Source organism: Pseudomonas sp. L5B5, from assembly GCF_020520285.1.
Taxonomy (GTDB): Bacteria; Pseudomonadota; Gammaproteobacteria; order Pseudomonadales; family Pseudomonadaceae; genus Aquipseudomonas.
On sequence record NZ_CP084742.1, the window covers coordinates 5971895 to 5985900 of the forward strand.

The window sequence follows — 14006 nt, forward strand, 5'->3', positions numbered from 1 at the left end:
GGCATATCCATCACCGTGGCACAGGAGTGCCCCGCGGACGTCGAATTTTTGCCTGGGAGAGCATTATGAAATTGCTGGTCGTCGAGGATGAGGCGCTTCTGCGCCATCACCTGCAAACCCGCCTCACTGACAGCGGGCATGTCGTCGAGTCCGTGGCGAATGCCGAAGAGGCGTTGTACCAGACCGAGCAGTTCAACCACGATCTGGCGGTGATCGACCTGGGCCTGCCGGGCATGGGCGGCCTGGACCTGATCCGGCAACTGCGCGCCCGAGGCAAGACGTTCCCGATCCTCATCCTCACTGCCCGCGGCAACTGGCAGGACAAGGTCGAGGGGCTGGCGACCGGTGCCGACGACTATGTAGTCAAGCCGTTCCAGTTCGAAGAGCTGGAGGCCCGGCTCAATGCGCTCCTGCGACGCTCCAGCGGTTTTACCCAATCCACCATCGTTGCCGGCCCGCTGCTGCTGGATCTCAATCGCAAGCAGGCCTCCCTGGACGAGCAGCCCCTGGCCCTGACGGCCTATGAATACCGGATCCTCGAGTACCTGATGCGGCATCACCAGCAGGTGGTGGCCAAGGACCGGTTGATGGAGCAGCTGTATCCGGACGATGACGAGCGTGACCCGAATGTCATCGAGGTGCTGGTGGGGCGGCTGCGGCGCAAGCTCGAGGCGCCATCGGGCTTCAAGCCGATCGATACGGTGCGCGGCCTGGGCTACCTGTTCAATGAGCGCTGCCGATGATTCGCTCGCTGCGCCTGCGGCTGATGCTGGCTGCCACTATCCTGGCCGTGCTGTTCATGCTGGCGTTGCTGCCGGCCATGCAGGGGGCGTTCAGCCTGGCCTTGCAGGATTCCATCGAGCAACGCCTGGCCTCCGACGTTACCACCCTGATCTCGGCGGCCCGCATCGAGGACAACCGTCTGCAGATGCCGGCGCAACTGCCTGACGAGCGCTTCAACCTGGCCGACAGCCGCCTGCTGGGCTACATCTACGACCGCGAGGGGCACCTGGTCTGGCGTTCCCGGGCCACCCAGGAAGAAAACATCAACTACCGGCCGCGCTATGACGGGCGTGGCAACGAATTTGCCAGGATCCGCGAGGCCAACGGCCAGGAATTCTTCGTCTACGACGTCGAGATCAAGTTGCTGGGTGGCAAGAGCGCGGCCTTCAGTATCGTCGCGTTGCAGCCGGTGCGTGAGTACCAGCAGACCCTGGAAGGGGTCCGGGAGAACCTCTACCTGGGCTTCGGCGCGGCGCTGCTGGTGCTGCTCGCGCTGCTCTGGCTGGGCCTGACCTGGGGCTTGCAGGCCCTGCGACGCCTGAGCCAGGAGCTGGACCAGATCGAGAGTGGTACCCGCCAGAGCCTGAGCGAGGAGCATCCTCGCGAGCTGCTGCGCCTGACCGGTTCGCTGAACCGCCTGCTGCAGAGCGAGCGCGAGCAGCGCAGTCGCTACCGCGACTCCCTGGATGACCTGGCCCACAGCCTGAAGACCCCGTTGACGGTGCTGCAGGGCGTCAGCGAGGACATGGCGCTGCGTCCCGAGGATCGTGAGCAGGCGTGGGTCCTGCAGACGCAGATCGAACGCATGAGCCAGCAGATCAGTTATCAGTTGCAGCGAGCCAGCCTGCGCAAGAGCGGCCTGGTGCGCCATCAGGTGCGGTTGCGGCCGGTGTTGCAGAGCCTGTGCGACACCCTGGACAAGGTCTATCGCGACAAGCAGGTGCGGGTGTCGTTCGACCTGCCCGAGCGCTGCTACTTGCCGATCGAACAGGGGGCCTTGCTGGAGTTGCTGGGCAACCTGCTGGAAAACGCCTATCGTCTGTGCCTGGGTTCGGTACGGATCAGTGTGCGCGAGACCCTCGATGGCTCCGAGTTGTGCGTGGAGGACGACGGGCCGGGGGTGCCGCTGGACCAGCGTGCACGGATCCTTCAGCGGGGTGAGCGCCTGGATCGCCAGCACCCGGGGCAGGGCATCGGCCTGGCGGTGGTCAAGGACATCATCGAGAGCTACGGCGCACGCCTGGCCCTGGGGGATTCCGCCCTGGGGGGCGCAGCCTTCCGGATTCACTTTCCGGACCTCTAGCGAGGCGCTTCACTGACTCCTGGCGCGATAGGCGCCCGGGGTCAGGCCCGTCCACTTCTTGAACGCCCGGTGAAAGGCCGAAGGTTCGGAAAAACCCAGTTGCTCGGCGATCTGTTGCAACGACAGATCGGCACGCCCCAGGTGGTAGATGGCGATATCGCGCCGCAGCTCATCCTTGAGTTCCTGGAAGCTCAGGCCCTCTTCGCGCAGGTGCCGGCGCAGGGTCTGGGGGCTGACGTGCATGTGCTGGGCGACGTTTTCGAGGTCGGGCCAGTGTTCGCGGTCGCGGCTGAGCAGGCGCCGCAACTGGCTGCCGAGGCTGTCGCCTTCATCGGGGCGTGACAGCAGGTCGGCGGGGGAGCGTTCGAGAAAATGCTTGAGGGTCCGCTCATCCTGCAATAACGGCATGCCCAGGTAGCGGCTGTGGAACAGCAGGCTGCTGTGGGTCTGGTCGAACTGCAGCGGGCAGGGAAACAGCAGGTCGTATTCTGCTCCATGTTCGGGGCGCGGGTAGCTGAAGGCCGCCTGTTCCAGGCGAATCCGCTGCCCGATCAGCCAACTGCCCAGCCGATGCCAGATCACCAGCAGGCATTCGCTGAGAAAGTGCTCGGGGTCCCAGAGTCCGGCGTCGTCCAGGCTCAGTCGGGACATGTCCCCTTCACGCGTCAGGCTCAAGCGTGGGGCGTGCGGGAACAGGCTATAGAACATCAGCCCGCGATTGAGTGCCTTCTCCAGGGTGCGGCAGTGGATCAGGGCATGGCACATCATCGCGAAGGTCCCGCGTTTGCTCGGGCCGTGGCCGAATCCCAGGTACTCGTCATCCAGTTCCAGCCATAGCCGTTGCAGCAATTGGGTGAACTGCTCGGGAGCGATGCGGGCCTTGGGCTCGTTCAGCAGTTCGGGGCTGATCCCCAATTGCTGCAGCAGCGGCATGGAGTCATAGCCGCGCCGGCGTGCCCCGCCGAGGGCGGCGCGGGCGAAGTGGCTGGCGATGGTGCGTTCGCGCATGCGGGCTGATCCGTCCATTGAGTGGCGGATCTTAGCCAGCGCTCCCACCTGGGGACAAGGCGGATATCCGCCAAATTGTAGGACGAGGCTCGGCTGGCGGGCGGAAATCCGCCAGGCTCACCGTGCTCGTGGGGTGTGAGTCCGGACTCTAAGTACCTGTTTTACAAGGCCTGAAGTGTTTTTTTACAAAGTGGCACGGGGCTTGCGATAGAACCAGCAGATCTGCCGGTACGCAGCTCGACACAACAAATCCCTCCAGTGCAGGAGGGTTCGCACTTTAGGCACCGCATGCCGTGATGGAAGCAGCATGCCGGGGCTTTTGAGGAACTTTGCAATGACGACTCGTCAGCCGCTGTACAAATCCCTGTATTTCCAGGTGATCGTTGCCATCGCCATCGGCATCCTGCTCGGTCACTTCTACCCGCAGACCGGCGTGGCCCTCAAGCCCTTGGGCGACGGCTTCATCAAACTGATCAAGATGGTCATCGCCCCGATCATCTTCTGCACCGTGGTGAGCGGTATTGCCGGCATGCAGAACATGAAGTCGGTGGGCAAGACCGGCGGCTACGCGCTGCTGTACTTCGAGATCGTCTCCACCATCGCCCTGCTGATCGGCCTGGTCGTGGTCAACGTCGTGCAGCCGGGTGCCGGCATGCACATCGATGCATCGACCCTGGACGCCTCGAAAGTCGCGGCCTACGTGACGGCCGGTAATGACCAGAGCATCGTCGGCTTCATCCTCAACATCATCCCATCCACCATCGTCGGCGCCTTTGCCAACGGTGACATCCTGCAAGTGCTGATGTTCTCGGTGATCTTCGGTTTCGCCCTGCACCGCCTGGGTGCCTACGGCAAGCCGGTACTGGATTTCATCGACCGCTTCGCCCACGTGATGTTCAACATCATCAACATGATCATGAAGCTCGCGCCCCTGGGTGCGTTGGGTGCCATGGCGTTCACCATCGGTGCCTACGGCGTGGGTTCGCTGGTGCAACTGGGCCAGTTGATGCTCTGCTTCTACATCACCTGCGTGCTGTTCGTGCTGGTGGTCCTGGGCGCCATCTGCCGTGCTCACGGCTTCAGCGTGGTCAAGTTGATCCGCTACATCCGTGAAGAGCTGCTGATCGTGCTGGGTACCTCCTCGTCGGAATCGGCGCTGCCTCGCATGCTGATCAAGATGGAGCGCCTGGGTGCCAAGAAATCCGTCGTGGGCCTGGTGATTCCTACCGGCTACTCCTTCAACCTGGACGGTACCTCGATCTACCTGACCATGGCTGCGGTGTTCATCGCCCAGGCCACCGACACCCATATGGACATCACCCACCAGATCACCCTGCTGCTGGTGCTGCTGTTGTCCTCCAAGGGGGCTGCCGGCGTGACCGGTAGTGGCTTCATCGTCCTGGCGGCCACCCTGTCGGCCGTGGGTCACCTGCCGGTGGCCGGCCTGGCGCTGATCCTGGGCATCGACCGCTTCATGTCCGAGGCTCGCGCCCTGACCAACCTGGTGGGCAATGCCGTGGCCACCGTCGTGGTTGCCAAGTGGGTCAAGGAACTGGACGAAGACAAGCTGCAGGCCGAACTGGCATCCGGTGGCCGGGCCATTACCGACACCCGTGAAGTCGACGACCTGGGCGTGGCCGAAGGTCCGGCACCGAGCATCAAGTAAGCCTGGTTGCCTGTGAAAAACCCGCTTCGGCGGGTTTTTTATTGGCCGTTGCCTGAGCACAACGGTCATTGCGCCTGACCGTTGCGGTGATTGGCGGACCCGCCACGGCTGCCTACTCTGTGGGCAGTCGATCAAGAGGAGAGGCACATGCAAGGGCCGTTGGCGTCACTCAAGGTACTGGATTTCTCCACGCTGCTGCCGGGGCCGTTCGCCTCGTTGCTGCTGGCGGACATGGGCGCGCAGGTGCTGCGCATCGAGTCGCCGACCCGCATGGACCTGGTGCGGGTCCTGCCACCGCACGACCAGGGCGTATCGGCCAGCCATGCCTACCTCAATCGCAACAAGCGCAGCCTGGCCCTGGACCTGAAGCAGCCGCAGGCCCTGGAAGTGGTGCGCCAACTGGTGCAGGACTACGACATTGTCCTCGAACAGTTTCGCCCGGGAGTGATGGAGCGCCTGGGGCTGGGCTACGAGGCCCTGAAGGCGATCAATCCACGGCTGATCTACGTGTCCATCACCGGTTATGGCCAGACCGGCCCCTACAAGGATCGCGCCGGGCACGACATCAACTACCTGGCCCTGGCCGGGCTGGCCAGCCAGACCGGACGCCGGGAGCAGGGGCCGTTGCCCCTGGGCATCCAGGCGGCGGACATCGCCGGTGGCTCGCTGCACGGAGTGATCGGCCTGCTGGCGGCGGTGATCGCCCGCCAGCACAGCGGGCAGGGCCAGCACCTGGACGTGAGCATGACCGACTGCGTGTTCAGCCTCAACGCCATGGCGGGTGCCGGTTACCTGGCCTGTGGCGTGGAGCCCGGGATGGAACAGCAGGTGCTCAATGGCGGCAGTTTCTACGACTACTACCGTACTCGCGATGGTCGCTGGCTGTCGGTGGGCAGCCTGGAGCCGGTGTTCATGCAGCGGCTGTGCCAGGCGCTTGGCCGGCCTGAACTGGCTGCCCAGGGGCTGTCACCGCTGCCGGAACAGCAGCAGGTGCTCAAGCTGGCCCTGCAGGTCGAGTTCGAGAAGCACGATTTCGCTGAGCTTTGCCGGATGTTCGAAGGGGTCGATGCCTGCGTCGAGCCGGTGCTGAGCCTGGCCGAGGCGGTGGAGCATCCGCAGTTGCAGGCCCGCCAGTTGGTCAGCCAGGTGCCTCGGGAGGATGGTAGCCGGCAGGCGCAGATCGCGTGTCCGTTGAAGTTCTCCGCAGGGCTGCCCGAGCCCCGGCATGTTGGCGCCAGGTTGGGCGCTCACACGGTCCAGGTCCTGGCCGAGCTGGGTTATGAGCCTGAGCGAATCGAAGCGCTGCGGCGCAACGGGGTGATCGCCTAGGACACTTCACTCGATCCGGGTTTCGCCGCTGTAGACCAGCGTCTGGCGGCAGCGTCGGCACAGGTAGCGCCGGCCCTGGGCCACCAGCTTGTGGCGCTGGGCGGAGAACGGGAAATCGCTCTGGGCGCAAGGGCAGCGATAGATGTAGCGTGTCACGCTGCGCCGCTTGACCTCATAGGTATGGCAGCGATCGGGCGGCAATTCGTACACCCCGCGCATGATCAGCTGCCACTCCTCGCCGTGGGGCTGGATGCGGTCACCGAACAGCTGGTGGGCAATCAGGTGTGCCACTTCATGAGCCACGGTCTGCTTGAGAAAGTCCTCGGCGTTTTCCCGGTACAGCTGCGGGTTGAAGCGCAGCAGGTTCTCGTGCAGGTGGGCGACCCCGGCTTTCTGGCCGCGCAACTTGAGGCTGACCACCGGGCGTTTGAAGGGGCGTTTGAAAAAGGATTCAGCGAGCAGGAAACAGTCTTCGACGCGGGTATTGAGTAGCTCGGGCATGCTTAACGGTTCTCCAGAGCAGCCGAGTATGCCGCAAAGGTCGCGCAATCCGAATCGTCCAGGCGCCGAATGGTCGTCGCATTCCACGGCCCCGCAAAGAGGCAGGCCGCCTTGCGGCGGCCTGTATTGGCAGACAGAGGATTATTATTGGCGAGGCGTCAGTTGGTGTAGATGGGGCCGACGCCCAGGCCCCAGACAATCACGGTGAACGCCATGATCGCCACCAGCACCACCAGTCCCACCGCCAGCACCGAGCTGGAGAACAGGAAACCTTCGTCCGACGGGATGTTCATGAAGGTCGGCAGCCCGACATAAAGCAGGTACACCGTGTAGCAGATGGCCGCGGTGCCGACGATCATGCCCAGCCACATATGGGGATAGAGCGCGGCCAGGCCGCCGACGAACAGTGGGGTCGCGGTGTAGGTAGCAAAGGCCACGCAGCGCGCCAGGCTTGGATTGGCGTCATAGGTCCGGGCCATCCAGTGGATGAAGGCGCCCATGACACCGACCCCGCCCAGCATGGCCAGGTACGACATGATGGTCATCCACAGGGCGCTTTCGGTGGTGAGCATCACCGGCGCGCGACTGCCAATGACCCAGCCGACCTGGGTGGTGCCGATAAAGGCCGAGATCGCAGGGATCGCCGCCAGAATCAGCGTGTGAGTGAGGTACATGTGGCTGATGCTTTCTTCGGCATCGCCACGGATGTCTCGCCATTCCTGATCGGGGTGGGTGAAGAGTCCTACGACATGATGAATCATGGTCAGTCACTCCTTTATTGTTGCCATCGCCCCCCAACGGAGCGTTACAACCACGTGGCACGGTCGGTACAGGTCTTTATGTGCGACCTTATGTCGCAGTATAGGGAGGAGTTGTCGGCAGATGTGCGCACCTTTAGAGCAAATTGCGCTGTAAACCACCGGGTTAATCGCCAGGACCTCTGTCGCGCGGGGCCGATGGCCGCTGCTCGTGGGCGCTTTCGCGGGGGCGGGATTCTTGCGTAAAATGTCCGGCTTTTCGTCACACATTTCGCGGATTCCAAGCGCCATGGGCACTCTTACGGTCAACCAGAACAAACTGCAGAAACGCCTTCGCCGCCAGGCAGGCGAAGCGGTCGCCGATTTCAACATGATCGAAGATGGCGACAAGGTCATGGTCTGCCTGTCCGGCGGCAAGGACAGCTACACCATGCTCGACGTGCTGTTGCACCTGCAGAAGGTGGCACCGATCAAGTTCGAGATCGTCGCGGTGAACATGGACCAGAAGCAGCCTGGTTTCCCCGAGCACATATTGCCGGCCTACCTCAAGGAACTGGGGATCGAGTACCACATCGTCGAGAAGGACACCTACTCGGTGGTCAAGGAGCTGATCCCGGAAGGCAAGACCACCTGCTCGCTGTGCTCGCGCCTGCGCCGCGGCACCCTGTACACCTTCGCCGACGAAATTGGCGCGACCAAGATGGCCCTGGGGCACCATCGCGATGACATCGTCGAGACCTTCTTCCTCAACATGTTCTACAACGGCTCGCTCAAGGCCATGCCGCCCAAGTTGCTGGCCGACGATGGGCGCAACGTGGTGATCCGCCCGCTGGCCTATTGCAGCGAAAAGGACATCCAGGCCTATTCCGACCTCAAGCAGTTCCCGATCATCCCCTGCAACCTGTGTGGCTCCCAGGAGAACCTCCAGCGCCAGGTGGTCAAGGACATGCTCCAGGAGTGGGAACGCAAGAGTCCGGGACGCACGGAGAGCATTTTCCGTGGCCTGCAGAACGTCATTCCGTCCCAGCTGGCGGACCGCAACCTGTTCGACTTCACCAGCCTGCGCATCGATGAAAGCGCCACGCCGCGCTTCGTCAACGTGGTGAACCTTTAATTCGCCATGAGCCCGCCGCGCCTTTGCTTGGTGGCGCGGTGCGCTGCTTTCAGTCCGTGGCGGCCTGGGGAATGAACGCCAGGTTGCCTTGCGCGGCCTTCCCGGCCAGCCGCTCGCCGTTGGTTGCCTGGGTCCGGATCACCTGGTGATCGTTGCCCAGGTAGTCGAGCAACTGCGGCCCCTGGCGGTTCTGCTCCACGAAGATCAAGGTGCGCCGAGGGTCCCAGTGCTGGCCACTGCTGCGGTCCAGCCAGGCCATGAAATCGGCACTGGTACCGGTCTTCGGGAAGTCCTGGGTCTGCGCCACATAAAAGAACGGCGCTCCCTGGTTCTGCAGGTACATCGGCAGCTTGTTGTCGACCTCCACCATCACCATCCGCCACTGGTTCCAGGGGGCGATCCAGCTGGCCTCGGTCCTGACTTGCGTGGCGAACTGGATGACCCCGCCGCCACCGTTGCTCCAGGGATAGGCCACCCCCAGCACCAACAGCATCACGGCGCCCGCGCTGGCAAACCCCAGGGTCCATCCACGACGACGATCCTGGCCGTTGCTCCGATCCTGTTCCAGGCGCCGCGACAGCCACCAGGCACCCAGCAGTTGGGCGAAGGGCACCAGTGGCAGGACGTAATAGCTGCGCCGGCTACCGCTGGCGGTGAAGAACAGGAACAGCAGGCCCAGGGCCCACATCAGCCAGCGCTCGTTGGCGTGCAGTTGGCGCCAGTGACGGACCGCAACCCACAGGCCGAGGATCCAGCAGGGAGCCCAGGGCAAGGTGTAGAGCGGCAAGTAGATCAGGTAGGTATAGATCGGGCCGATATGGTCGAACGGTTCGAAGAAGCGCACCACGTTCTCGCGAAACACCAGGCTCAGGCCACTTTCGCCGGCGTTTGGCGTGCCATACACCTGTGAGAGCAGGAACGGCACCGTGTACAAGGCTCCGGCCATCAGCAGGGCCAGGCACAGGCGCAGGTTGAGGTGTCGTTTCCAGCGCCCCTGGCTCAGCAGGTGGGGCAGCAGGATCAATCCCGGCAGGACAAAACCGATCAGGCCCTTGAACAGCGACGTGGCGGCCAGCAACAGGAAGAACACGCTGTAGCGGCTTAGTCGGGTGTCCTCCGGCCCCCGCCAGTACCACCACACCGCGGCCAGTACCCCGCACACGGTCAGGATGTCGGCGGTGGCCACCCGAGCCCAGAAGGCGAAGTAGAAGGTGGTGGCCAGCATCCAGCCGGCGATCAGGCCGGTGCCCTTGTGAAACAGCTGCTCGCCGAGCCGGTACACCAGCCAGATGCTCAACCACGCGGCAAGCACCGAGGACAGGCGCAGCGACCAGTGCCCCAGGCCGCCGGCCAGCCAGGCGCTGGCGGCAATCAACCAGTAGGAGGGCAGGGGTTTGTCGTAATAGGGGCTGCCCTTGAGGTAGGGGACGAAATAGTCGCCGCTCTGCAGCATCTGCAGCACGATGTTGGCCCAACGGCTTTCCGGTCCCCATAGCTCGCGCGAGCCCAGGCCCAGGAGCAGGATCAGGGCAGACACGCCCAGAAGCAGGGCCAGGGCCTTGCGGTCGCTGTTGCAGGTCTTCATGGGCGCAGTTCCGTGGACAGGATCAGGAAGGGGCGATTCATCGCCCTCGTGGTGCAAACAGGCGCCAGCGCCCACTTGGGGCGCCGACGCTGTCGGGGCGACATCAGGGACGGGTATCGATCAGGGTTGGGTCGCAGGCAGGATCAGGATCAGCAGGTTGCCCTTCACATAGCGTTTGCCACCGGGCGGCAGCAGGGCGACTTCCTGGTTTTCCACCACATCCTTGACCCGCATGACCACGCCGACCGAACCCTGCTTGCGTGCGTCGCTCATCCACTGGGCGACATTTTCCATGCTGACCTTGCGGTCGATCGAGTCGGCATATGCCAGGCCGTATTTCAATTCGCTTTCGGTGTTGTACAGCGCCACTTGCGGGCGTTGCAGGCGCCAGGCGAGGGCCGATGCCGCCCCCAGATCATTGCTCAGCAGGGTCTTGGTCTGCTGGAGTTCTTCAAGATGTTCCTTGATGAATTGGTCGGGCATTTCCCTGTGGACGATCATTCCCGGCATGCCCGCGGGCAGCAGCGCCACTAGCAGTCCGATGCCCAGGGCCGGTGCCGCCCAGTACTGCAGGGGCCTTGAGGCCGGCAGCAGGTTGGCGATGATCCAGCCCATGAGCATGATGAAGACCAGGGACAGGCTGAGCATTTCATCGTGCCCATAGAGTGGCCGGGTGATCTGCATCACCACCAGTGCTATCAGGGCGCCGACGCCGATCAGCAGGTTGAGCAGGCTGTTGAGGCGCACTCCTAGGCCTTGTCCCGCGCTGACCCGCTCGATCAGGGCATGGCCCATGAGCACGGCCAGAGGCAGCAGGCACGGCATGATGTAGGTGGGCAGCTTGCCCCGGCTGAGGCTGAAGAACGCCAGGGGCAGCAGCAGCCATAACAGCAGGAACCCGTTGGCGGCCTGGCGCTTGTCTTTCCAGGCCTGGAGCAGGGCGCCAGGCAGCAGGGCCGCCCAGGGCAGGCTCGAGACTACCAGTATGGGCAGGTAGAACCACCACGGGCGGGTGTGCTGGGCGTTTTCCGCGGCAAAGCGACGGATGTGCTCATGCCAGAAGAAGAACCGCCAGAAATCCGGTTCTTGGGCGTGGATGCTCAGTACCCAGGGCAGGCTGACGAGGATTGCCACCCCTACCGCCACCAGGCCATAGCGCAACAGTTCGCCGAGACGCCGTTGCCACAGCGCATAGGGCAGGGCGATCAACACCGGCAGCAGCCAGGCCAGGAAACCCTTGGTCATGAACCCCATCCCGCAGGCGAGCCCCAGGGTGGCCCAGGCCAGAAGGCGGGGGCGCATGGCCTGGGCGTGCAGGGCGAACCACAATGCCACCAGGCTCAGGTTGACCCACAAGGTGAATTGCGGATCGAGGTTGGAATACCCGGCTTGGCCGGCCACCAGGCCGAAGCTCATGTACAGCAGGGCTGCGGCAAGGCTCTTGCGCGGATCGTTCCACATCCGCCGGGTGATCAGGTAGGCCAGGATCACGCTCAACCCGGTGCTCACGGCCGAGGCGATGCGTGCGCCGAACAGGTTGTCACCGAACAGGGCCTGGCCGATGGCAATCATCCAGTAGCCGGCAATGGGTTTCTCAAAGTAGCGGATGCCCATGAAATGCGGGGCGACCCAGTCGCCCGTGAGCAGCATCTCCTGGCTGATCTGCGCGTAGCGGGTTTCGTCCGGAATCCACAGGCCGTGGCTGGTGAGGGGCAGCAGGTAGAACAGGCCGAAGGCCAGCAGTAAACAGAGCAAGGCCCAGCGGTGGAGGATGCCGGTTGTCCTTGCGCCCACGGCATGGCCCAGCGGCATGGAGCTTGTTCCATAAGCCCGGGGCGGTAAAGTGCGGTGCATGTGTGTCCTCGAAGTCATCTGCAGAGAGCTGGGCGTCGTTACTTGTATCGGGATTGACCGATAAACCATCAATAGTTGCCGGGCGTAGTATCTTTTAAAGTTTTTGCAACTTGCGGTCGGGCACATATGCCCCTTGGCGTGGTCCTGTTAAAGACCTCGCTGGGGGAATAAGTAAAGCTGTGCTTTTTCTATTAGTACAAGTTATGCGCAAGTCAATTTTCTGATGAGCTAGTGTGTCTTCCCGTTGAACAAAGTCTATTGGGAGTTTGTTAAAAATGGTTATAGCTTGGAGGGTGTTTGTCCAGCCGTCCGTTGCCAGTCTTCGGCGTTGATGGTGCCCAGTATCTGCAGGGTGCCGTCGCTGTTGAGAGTCACGAACAATGAGCTGTTGTATTCGCTGTGCAGGGCATGTTCAAAGCCCAGCTGGCTCTCCAGGTCGCTGATGCAGTCGCTGTGGGTGACCAGTACCAGGTTGCGTTTCGGCGCCTTGTGCGCCTTGATCACTTCGCTGAAGCCCTGGCCGCAGGCATGCAGCCAATCCTGGGTCTTGACCGGTTGCTCGAACATCGATTGCGCAGTCTGGCGGGTGCGGGTAGCCGGGCTGCTGAAGACATCGGTGGTGGCCATGCCGAGCGAGCGGAAAGACCGGCCCAGCCCCCTGGCCATGCGGCTTCCAGGCAGGGTGATGCCATCGGCAGGGCCCAGGCAGGGCGCGGTCGAGCGGTCGCAGCGCTCGGCGTGGCGGACCAGGGCAATCACGTCTCCGTTTTGCCAGTGGCGATAGACGCCGGCACTTTCCATCTGGTTGCCGACTCCCAGGTCCAGAGGGGTGGCGGGCCACAGGACGAAGCCGCTGACCAGCGCTGCCAGGGTCGTTGCACTGGTCCACGCGATGATCTTGCGCAGTCGCTGTGGCCGGGAGTGCTTGGCGCCCATTCCGAGTTTGACAGTATTGCTCACTTCGCTTACCTGAACTGGTTTGGATAGGGACTTGGCATTCGGGTTGGAGCTGCTGTTCTGAAAAGACCGGCATCGGGACCTGGGCTGTAACTGGCTGTCAATTTAGAGCGGGCCAAGTTAGCGAAGGGTGAAAGCAATGTGAAAAAAACGAAGGCTCTCGATTGTTATTTTAAAAGCCGACAGGCTCTGTTCAGGTTGCTGGCCTGGACTATGCTTTTTGAGCCCGTTTATGTGCATCTAGTGTTTGCAGAGTGCTGAGTCTGCTAGTTCTTTGCCGAACGTTATGGAGGTTGTGGGAAGTTCAGGGCGGACTGTATCCGATCAGAAACAGTGGGTGAAAAATCCCCGCGTTTAGTTCAGCTTATTGTCAGCTTGAGGGAGGGCAGGAGCCAGCAAAGTGCCCTGCCCGTTGCGGGCAGGGAGGCATGGCCAGGCGGCACGCGGGGATAGGATCAGTGGTTGACCGTAAAGGCCAACATCGCCGAGAGCTGGCAGAGCGGGCGGCCGCTCTGCTGCTGCCACTGGTTGAACACCTCTTGCACCAGGGCCTGGTCGCGCTTGCTGCTGGGCACCTTGTCGATGATGTTCTGGGCGTTGAGGGCTGCGACCACGTCATTGCTGGGAATGAAGGTGTCCTTGCCTACCATGCGCAGAAAACGTGGAGCCGAGAGCCCCCCCATCTGGTTGCCGTGCTTGGCCAGGTACTGCCAGAGGCCCGTGATGTCCTGGATCGGCCAGTCGGCGATGAAGGCGCCGAAGCTGGCGTGCTGCTGCTCCACGTCGAGGATCATCTGGGCGTTGCGCGGGACGCTCTTGAGCTTGCCCAGGTGGCGGATGATCCGGGCGTCCTGCATCAGCCGCTCCAGGTGTTCGGCCCCCATCAGCACCACCTTGTGGGGATCGAAACCGAAGAACACCTGCTCGAAGACCGGCCACTTGGCGTCCACCAGGCTGTGTTTCAGGCCGGCGCGAAAGACCCGCAAGGCCAGCAGCGACAGATAGCGATCGGCGCCCAGGGCGCGCAGATAGTCATCGCTGGCCGGGGTCGGCAGCCGGGCTTCCAGGGCCGCGGCGGAGCCAAAGCGGTTGAGACAGTATTCATTCAGCCATTTGTAGTCGTGCATGCCTGCTCCGGGTCGTTTCGC

General features: G+C 62.9%; 12 protein-coding genes. 5 read left to right on the forward strand and 7 right to left on the reverse strand.

Features of this window, described 5'->3' with window-relative positions; translation table 11 throughout:
- Positions 1 to 65: 65 nt before the first annotated feature.
- Both LGQ10_RS27540 and LGQ10_RS27545 read left to right on the forward strand, forming a co-directional pair.
- Positions 66 to 743, forward strand: a complete 678-nt coding sequence (locus tag LGQ10_RS27540) for a response regulator (RefSeq protein WP_022640261.1) — start codon at positions 66 to 68, stop codon at positions 741 to 743.
- Complete coding sequence (locus tag LGQ10_RS27545; RefSeq protein WP_058435231.1) at positions 740 to 2086, forward strand: ATP-binding protein; 1347 nt, start codon at positions 740 to 742, stop codon at positions 2084 to 2086. Before LGQ10_RS27540 ends, LGQ10_RS27545 begins: the two co-directional genes overlap by 4 nt.
- Before the next feature lie 9 nt (positions 2087 to 2095).
- Here LGQ10_RS27545 and LGQ10_RS27550 read toward each other — a convergent pair whose 3' ends face one another.
- The gene (locus LGQ10_RS27550) at positions 2096 to 3094 is read right to left on the reverse strand and encodes an AraC family transcriptional regulator (RefSeq protein WP_226523779.1); all 999 of its coding nucleotides are present in this window, start codon (positions 3092 to 3094) and stop codon (positions 2096 to 2098) included.
- A 334-nt stretch (positions 3095 to 3428) separates the two neighbouring features.
- Here LGQ10_RS27550 and LGQ10_RS27555 point away from each other — a divergent pair, with 334 nt between their 5' ends.
- Positions 3429 to 4760 (forward strand): dicarboxylate/amino acid:cation symporter, encoded by a 1332-nt coding sequence (locus LGQ10_RS27555; protein WP_058435229.1) that lies wholly within the window; start codon positions 3429 to 3431, stop codon positions 4758 to 4760.
- A gap of 147 nt (positions 4761 to 4907) precedes the next feature.
- Complete coding sequence (locus LGQ10_RS27560; protein WP_226523780.1) at positions 4908 to 6089, forward strand: CaiB/BaiF CoA transferase family protein; 1182 nt, start codon at positions 4908 to 4910, stop codon at positions 6087 to 6089.
- A gap of 6 nt (positions 6090 to 6095) precedes the next feature.
- On the opposite strand, the gene LGQ10_RS27565 is transcribed toward LGQ10_RS27560, so the two are convergent.
- Positions 6096 to 6590 carry a SprT family zinc-dependent metalloprotease gene (locus LGQ10_RS27565; RefSeq protein ID WP_058437315.1) on the reverse strand — a complete coding sequence of 165 codons (495 nt, stop codon included), beginning with the start codon at positions 6588 to 6590 and terminating at the stop codon, positions 6096 to 6098.
- Between the two features lie 158 nt (positions 6591 to 6748).
- A complete protein-coding gene (locus LGQ10_RS27570; RefSeq protein WP_058437314.1) occupies positions 6749 to 7351 on the reverse strand; it encodes a Yip1 family protein in 603 nt (200 codons plus the stop codon).
- 286 nt (positions 7352 to 7637) lie between these two features.
- On the opposite strand from LGQ10_RS27570, the gene ttcA reads away from it, so the two are divergent.
- Positions 7638 to 8462: a tRNA 2-thiocytidine(32) synthetase TtcA gene (ttcA, locus tag LGQ10_RS27575; RefSeq protein WP_058437313.1), complete on the forward strand. Its 825-nt coding sequence runs from the start codon at positions 7638 to 7640 to the stop codon at positions 8460 to 8462.
- A 49-nt stretch (positions 8463 to 8511) separates the two neighbouring features.
- On the opposite strand, the gene LGQ10_RS27580 is transcribed toward ttcA, so the two are convergent.
- From LGQ10_RS27580 to LGQ10_RS27595, 4 genes are all read right to left on the reverse strand, one after another.
- Positions 8512 to 10047: an ArnT family glycosyltransferase gene (locus LGQ10_RS27580; protein WP_226523781.1), complete on the reverse strand. Its 1536-nt coding sequence runs from the start codon at positions 10045 to 10047 to the stop codon at positions 8512 to 8514.
- A 120-nt stretch (positions 10048 to 10167) separates the two neighbouring features.
- On the reverse strand, positions 10168 to 11859 hold the full coding sequence (gene arnT / locus LGQ10_RS27585) for a lipid IV(A) 4-amino-4-deoxy-L-arabinosyltransferase (protein WP_413247573.1): 1692 nt from the start codon (positions 11857 to 11859) through the stop codon (positions 10168 to 10170).
- 321 nt (positions 11860 to 12180) lie between these two features.
- Positions 12181 to 12861: a histidine phosphatase family protein gene (locus LGQ10_RS27590; RefSeq protein ID WP_413247574.1), complete on the reverse strand. Its 681-nt coding sequence runs from the start codon at positions 12859 to 12861 to the stop codon at positions 12181 to 12183.
- Positions 12862 to 13313: 452 nt separating this feature from the next.
- Positions 13314 to 13985, reverse strand: a complete 672-nt coding sequence (locus LGQ10_RS27595; RefSeq protein ID WP_226523783.1) for a DNA-3-methyladenine glycosylase I — start codon at positions 13983 to 13985, stop codon at positions 13314 to 13316.
- Between the last annotated feature and the right edge of the window lie 21 nt (positions 13986 to 14006).

Excerpts from the sequence above, each read along its gene's own strand:
- LGQ10_RS27570 (WP_058437314.1), bottom strand. The coding sequence starts at position 7,351 with ATGATTCATCATGTCGTAGGACTCTTCACCCACCCCGATCAGGAATGG.
- LGQ10_RS27595 (WP_226523783.1), bottom strand. The coding sequence starts at position 13,985 with ATGCACGACTACAAATGGCTGAATGAATACTGTCTCAACCGCTTTGGC.
- ttcA (WP_058437313.1), top strand. The coding sequence starts at position 7,638 with ATGGGCACTCTTACGGTCAACCAGAACAAACTGCAGAAACGCCTTCGC.
- LGQ10_RS27540 (WP_022640261.1), top strand. The coding sequence starts at position 66 with ATGAAATTGCTGGTCGTCGAGGATGAGGCGCTTCTGCGCCATCACCTG.
- LGQ10_RS27560 (WP_226523780.1), top strand. The coding sequence starts at position 4,908 with ATGCAAGGGCCGTTGGCGTCACTCAAGGTACTGGATTTCTCCACGCTG.
- LGQ10_RS27580 (WP_226523781.1), bottom strand. The coding sequence starts at position 10,047 with ATGAAGACCTGCAACAGCGACCGCAAGGCCCTGGCCCTGCTTCTGGGC.
- LGQ10_RS27550 (WP_226523779.1), bottom strand. The coding sequence starts at position 3,094 with ATGCGCGAACGCACCATCGCCAGCCACTTCGCCCGCGCCGCCCTCGGC.
- LGQ10_RS27555 (WP_058435229.1), top strand. The coding sequence starts at position 3,429 with ATGACGACTCGTCAGCCGCTGTACAAATCCCTGTATTTCCAGGTGATC.
- LGQ10_RS27545 (WP_058435231.1), top strand. The coding sequence starts at position 740 with ATGATTCGCTCGCTGCGCCTGCGGCTGATGCTGGCTGCCACTATCCTG.
- LGQ10_RS27565 (WP_058437315.1), bottom strand. The coding sequence starts at position 6,590 with ATGCCCGAGCTACTCAATACCCGCGTCGAAGACTGTTTCCTGCTCGCT.
- arnT (WP_413247573.1), bottom strand. The coding sequence starts at position 11,859 with ATGCCGCTGGGCCATGCCGTGGGCGCAAGGACAACCGGCATCCTCCAC.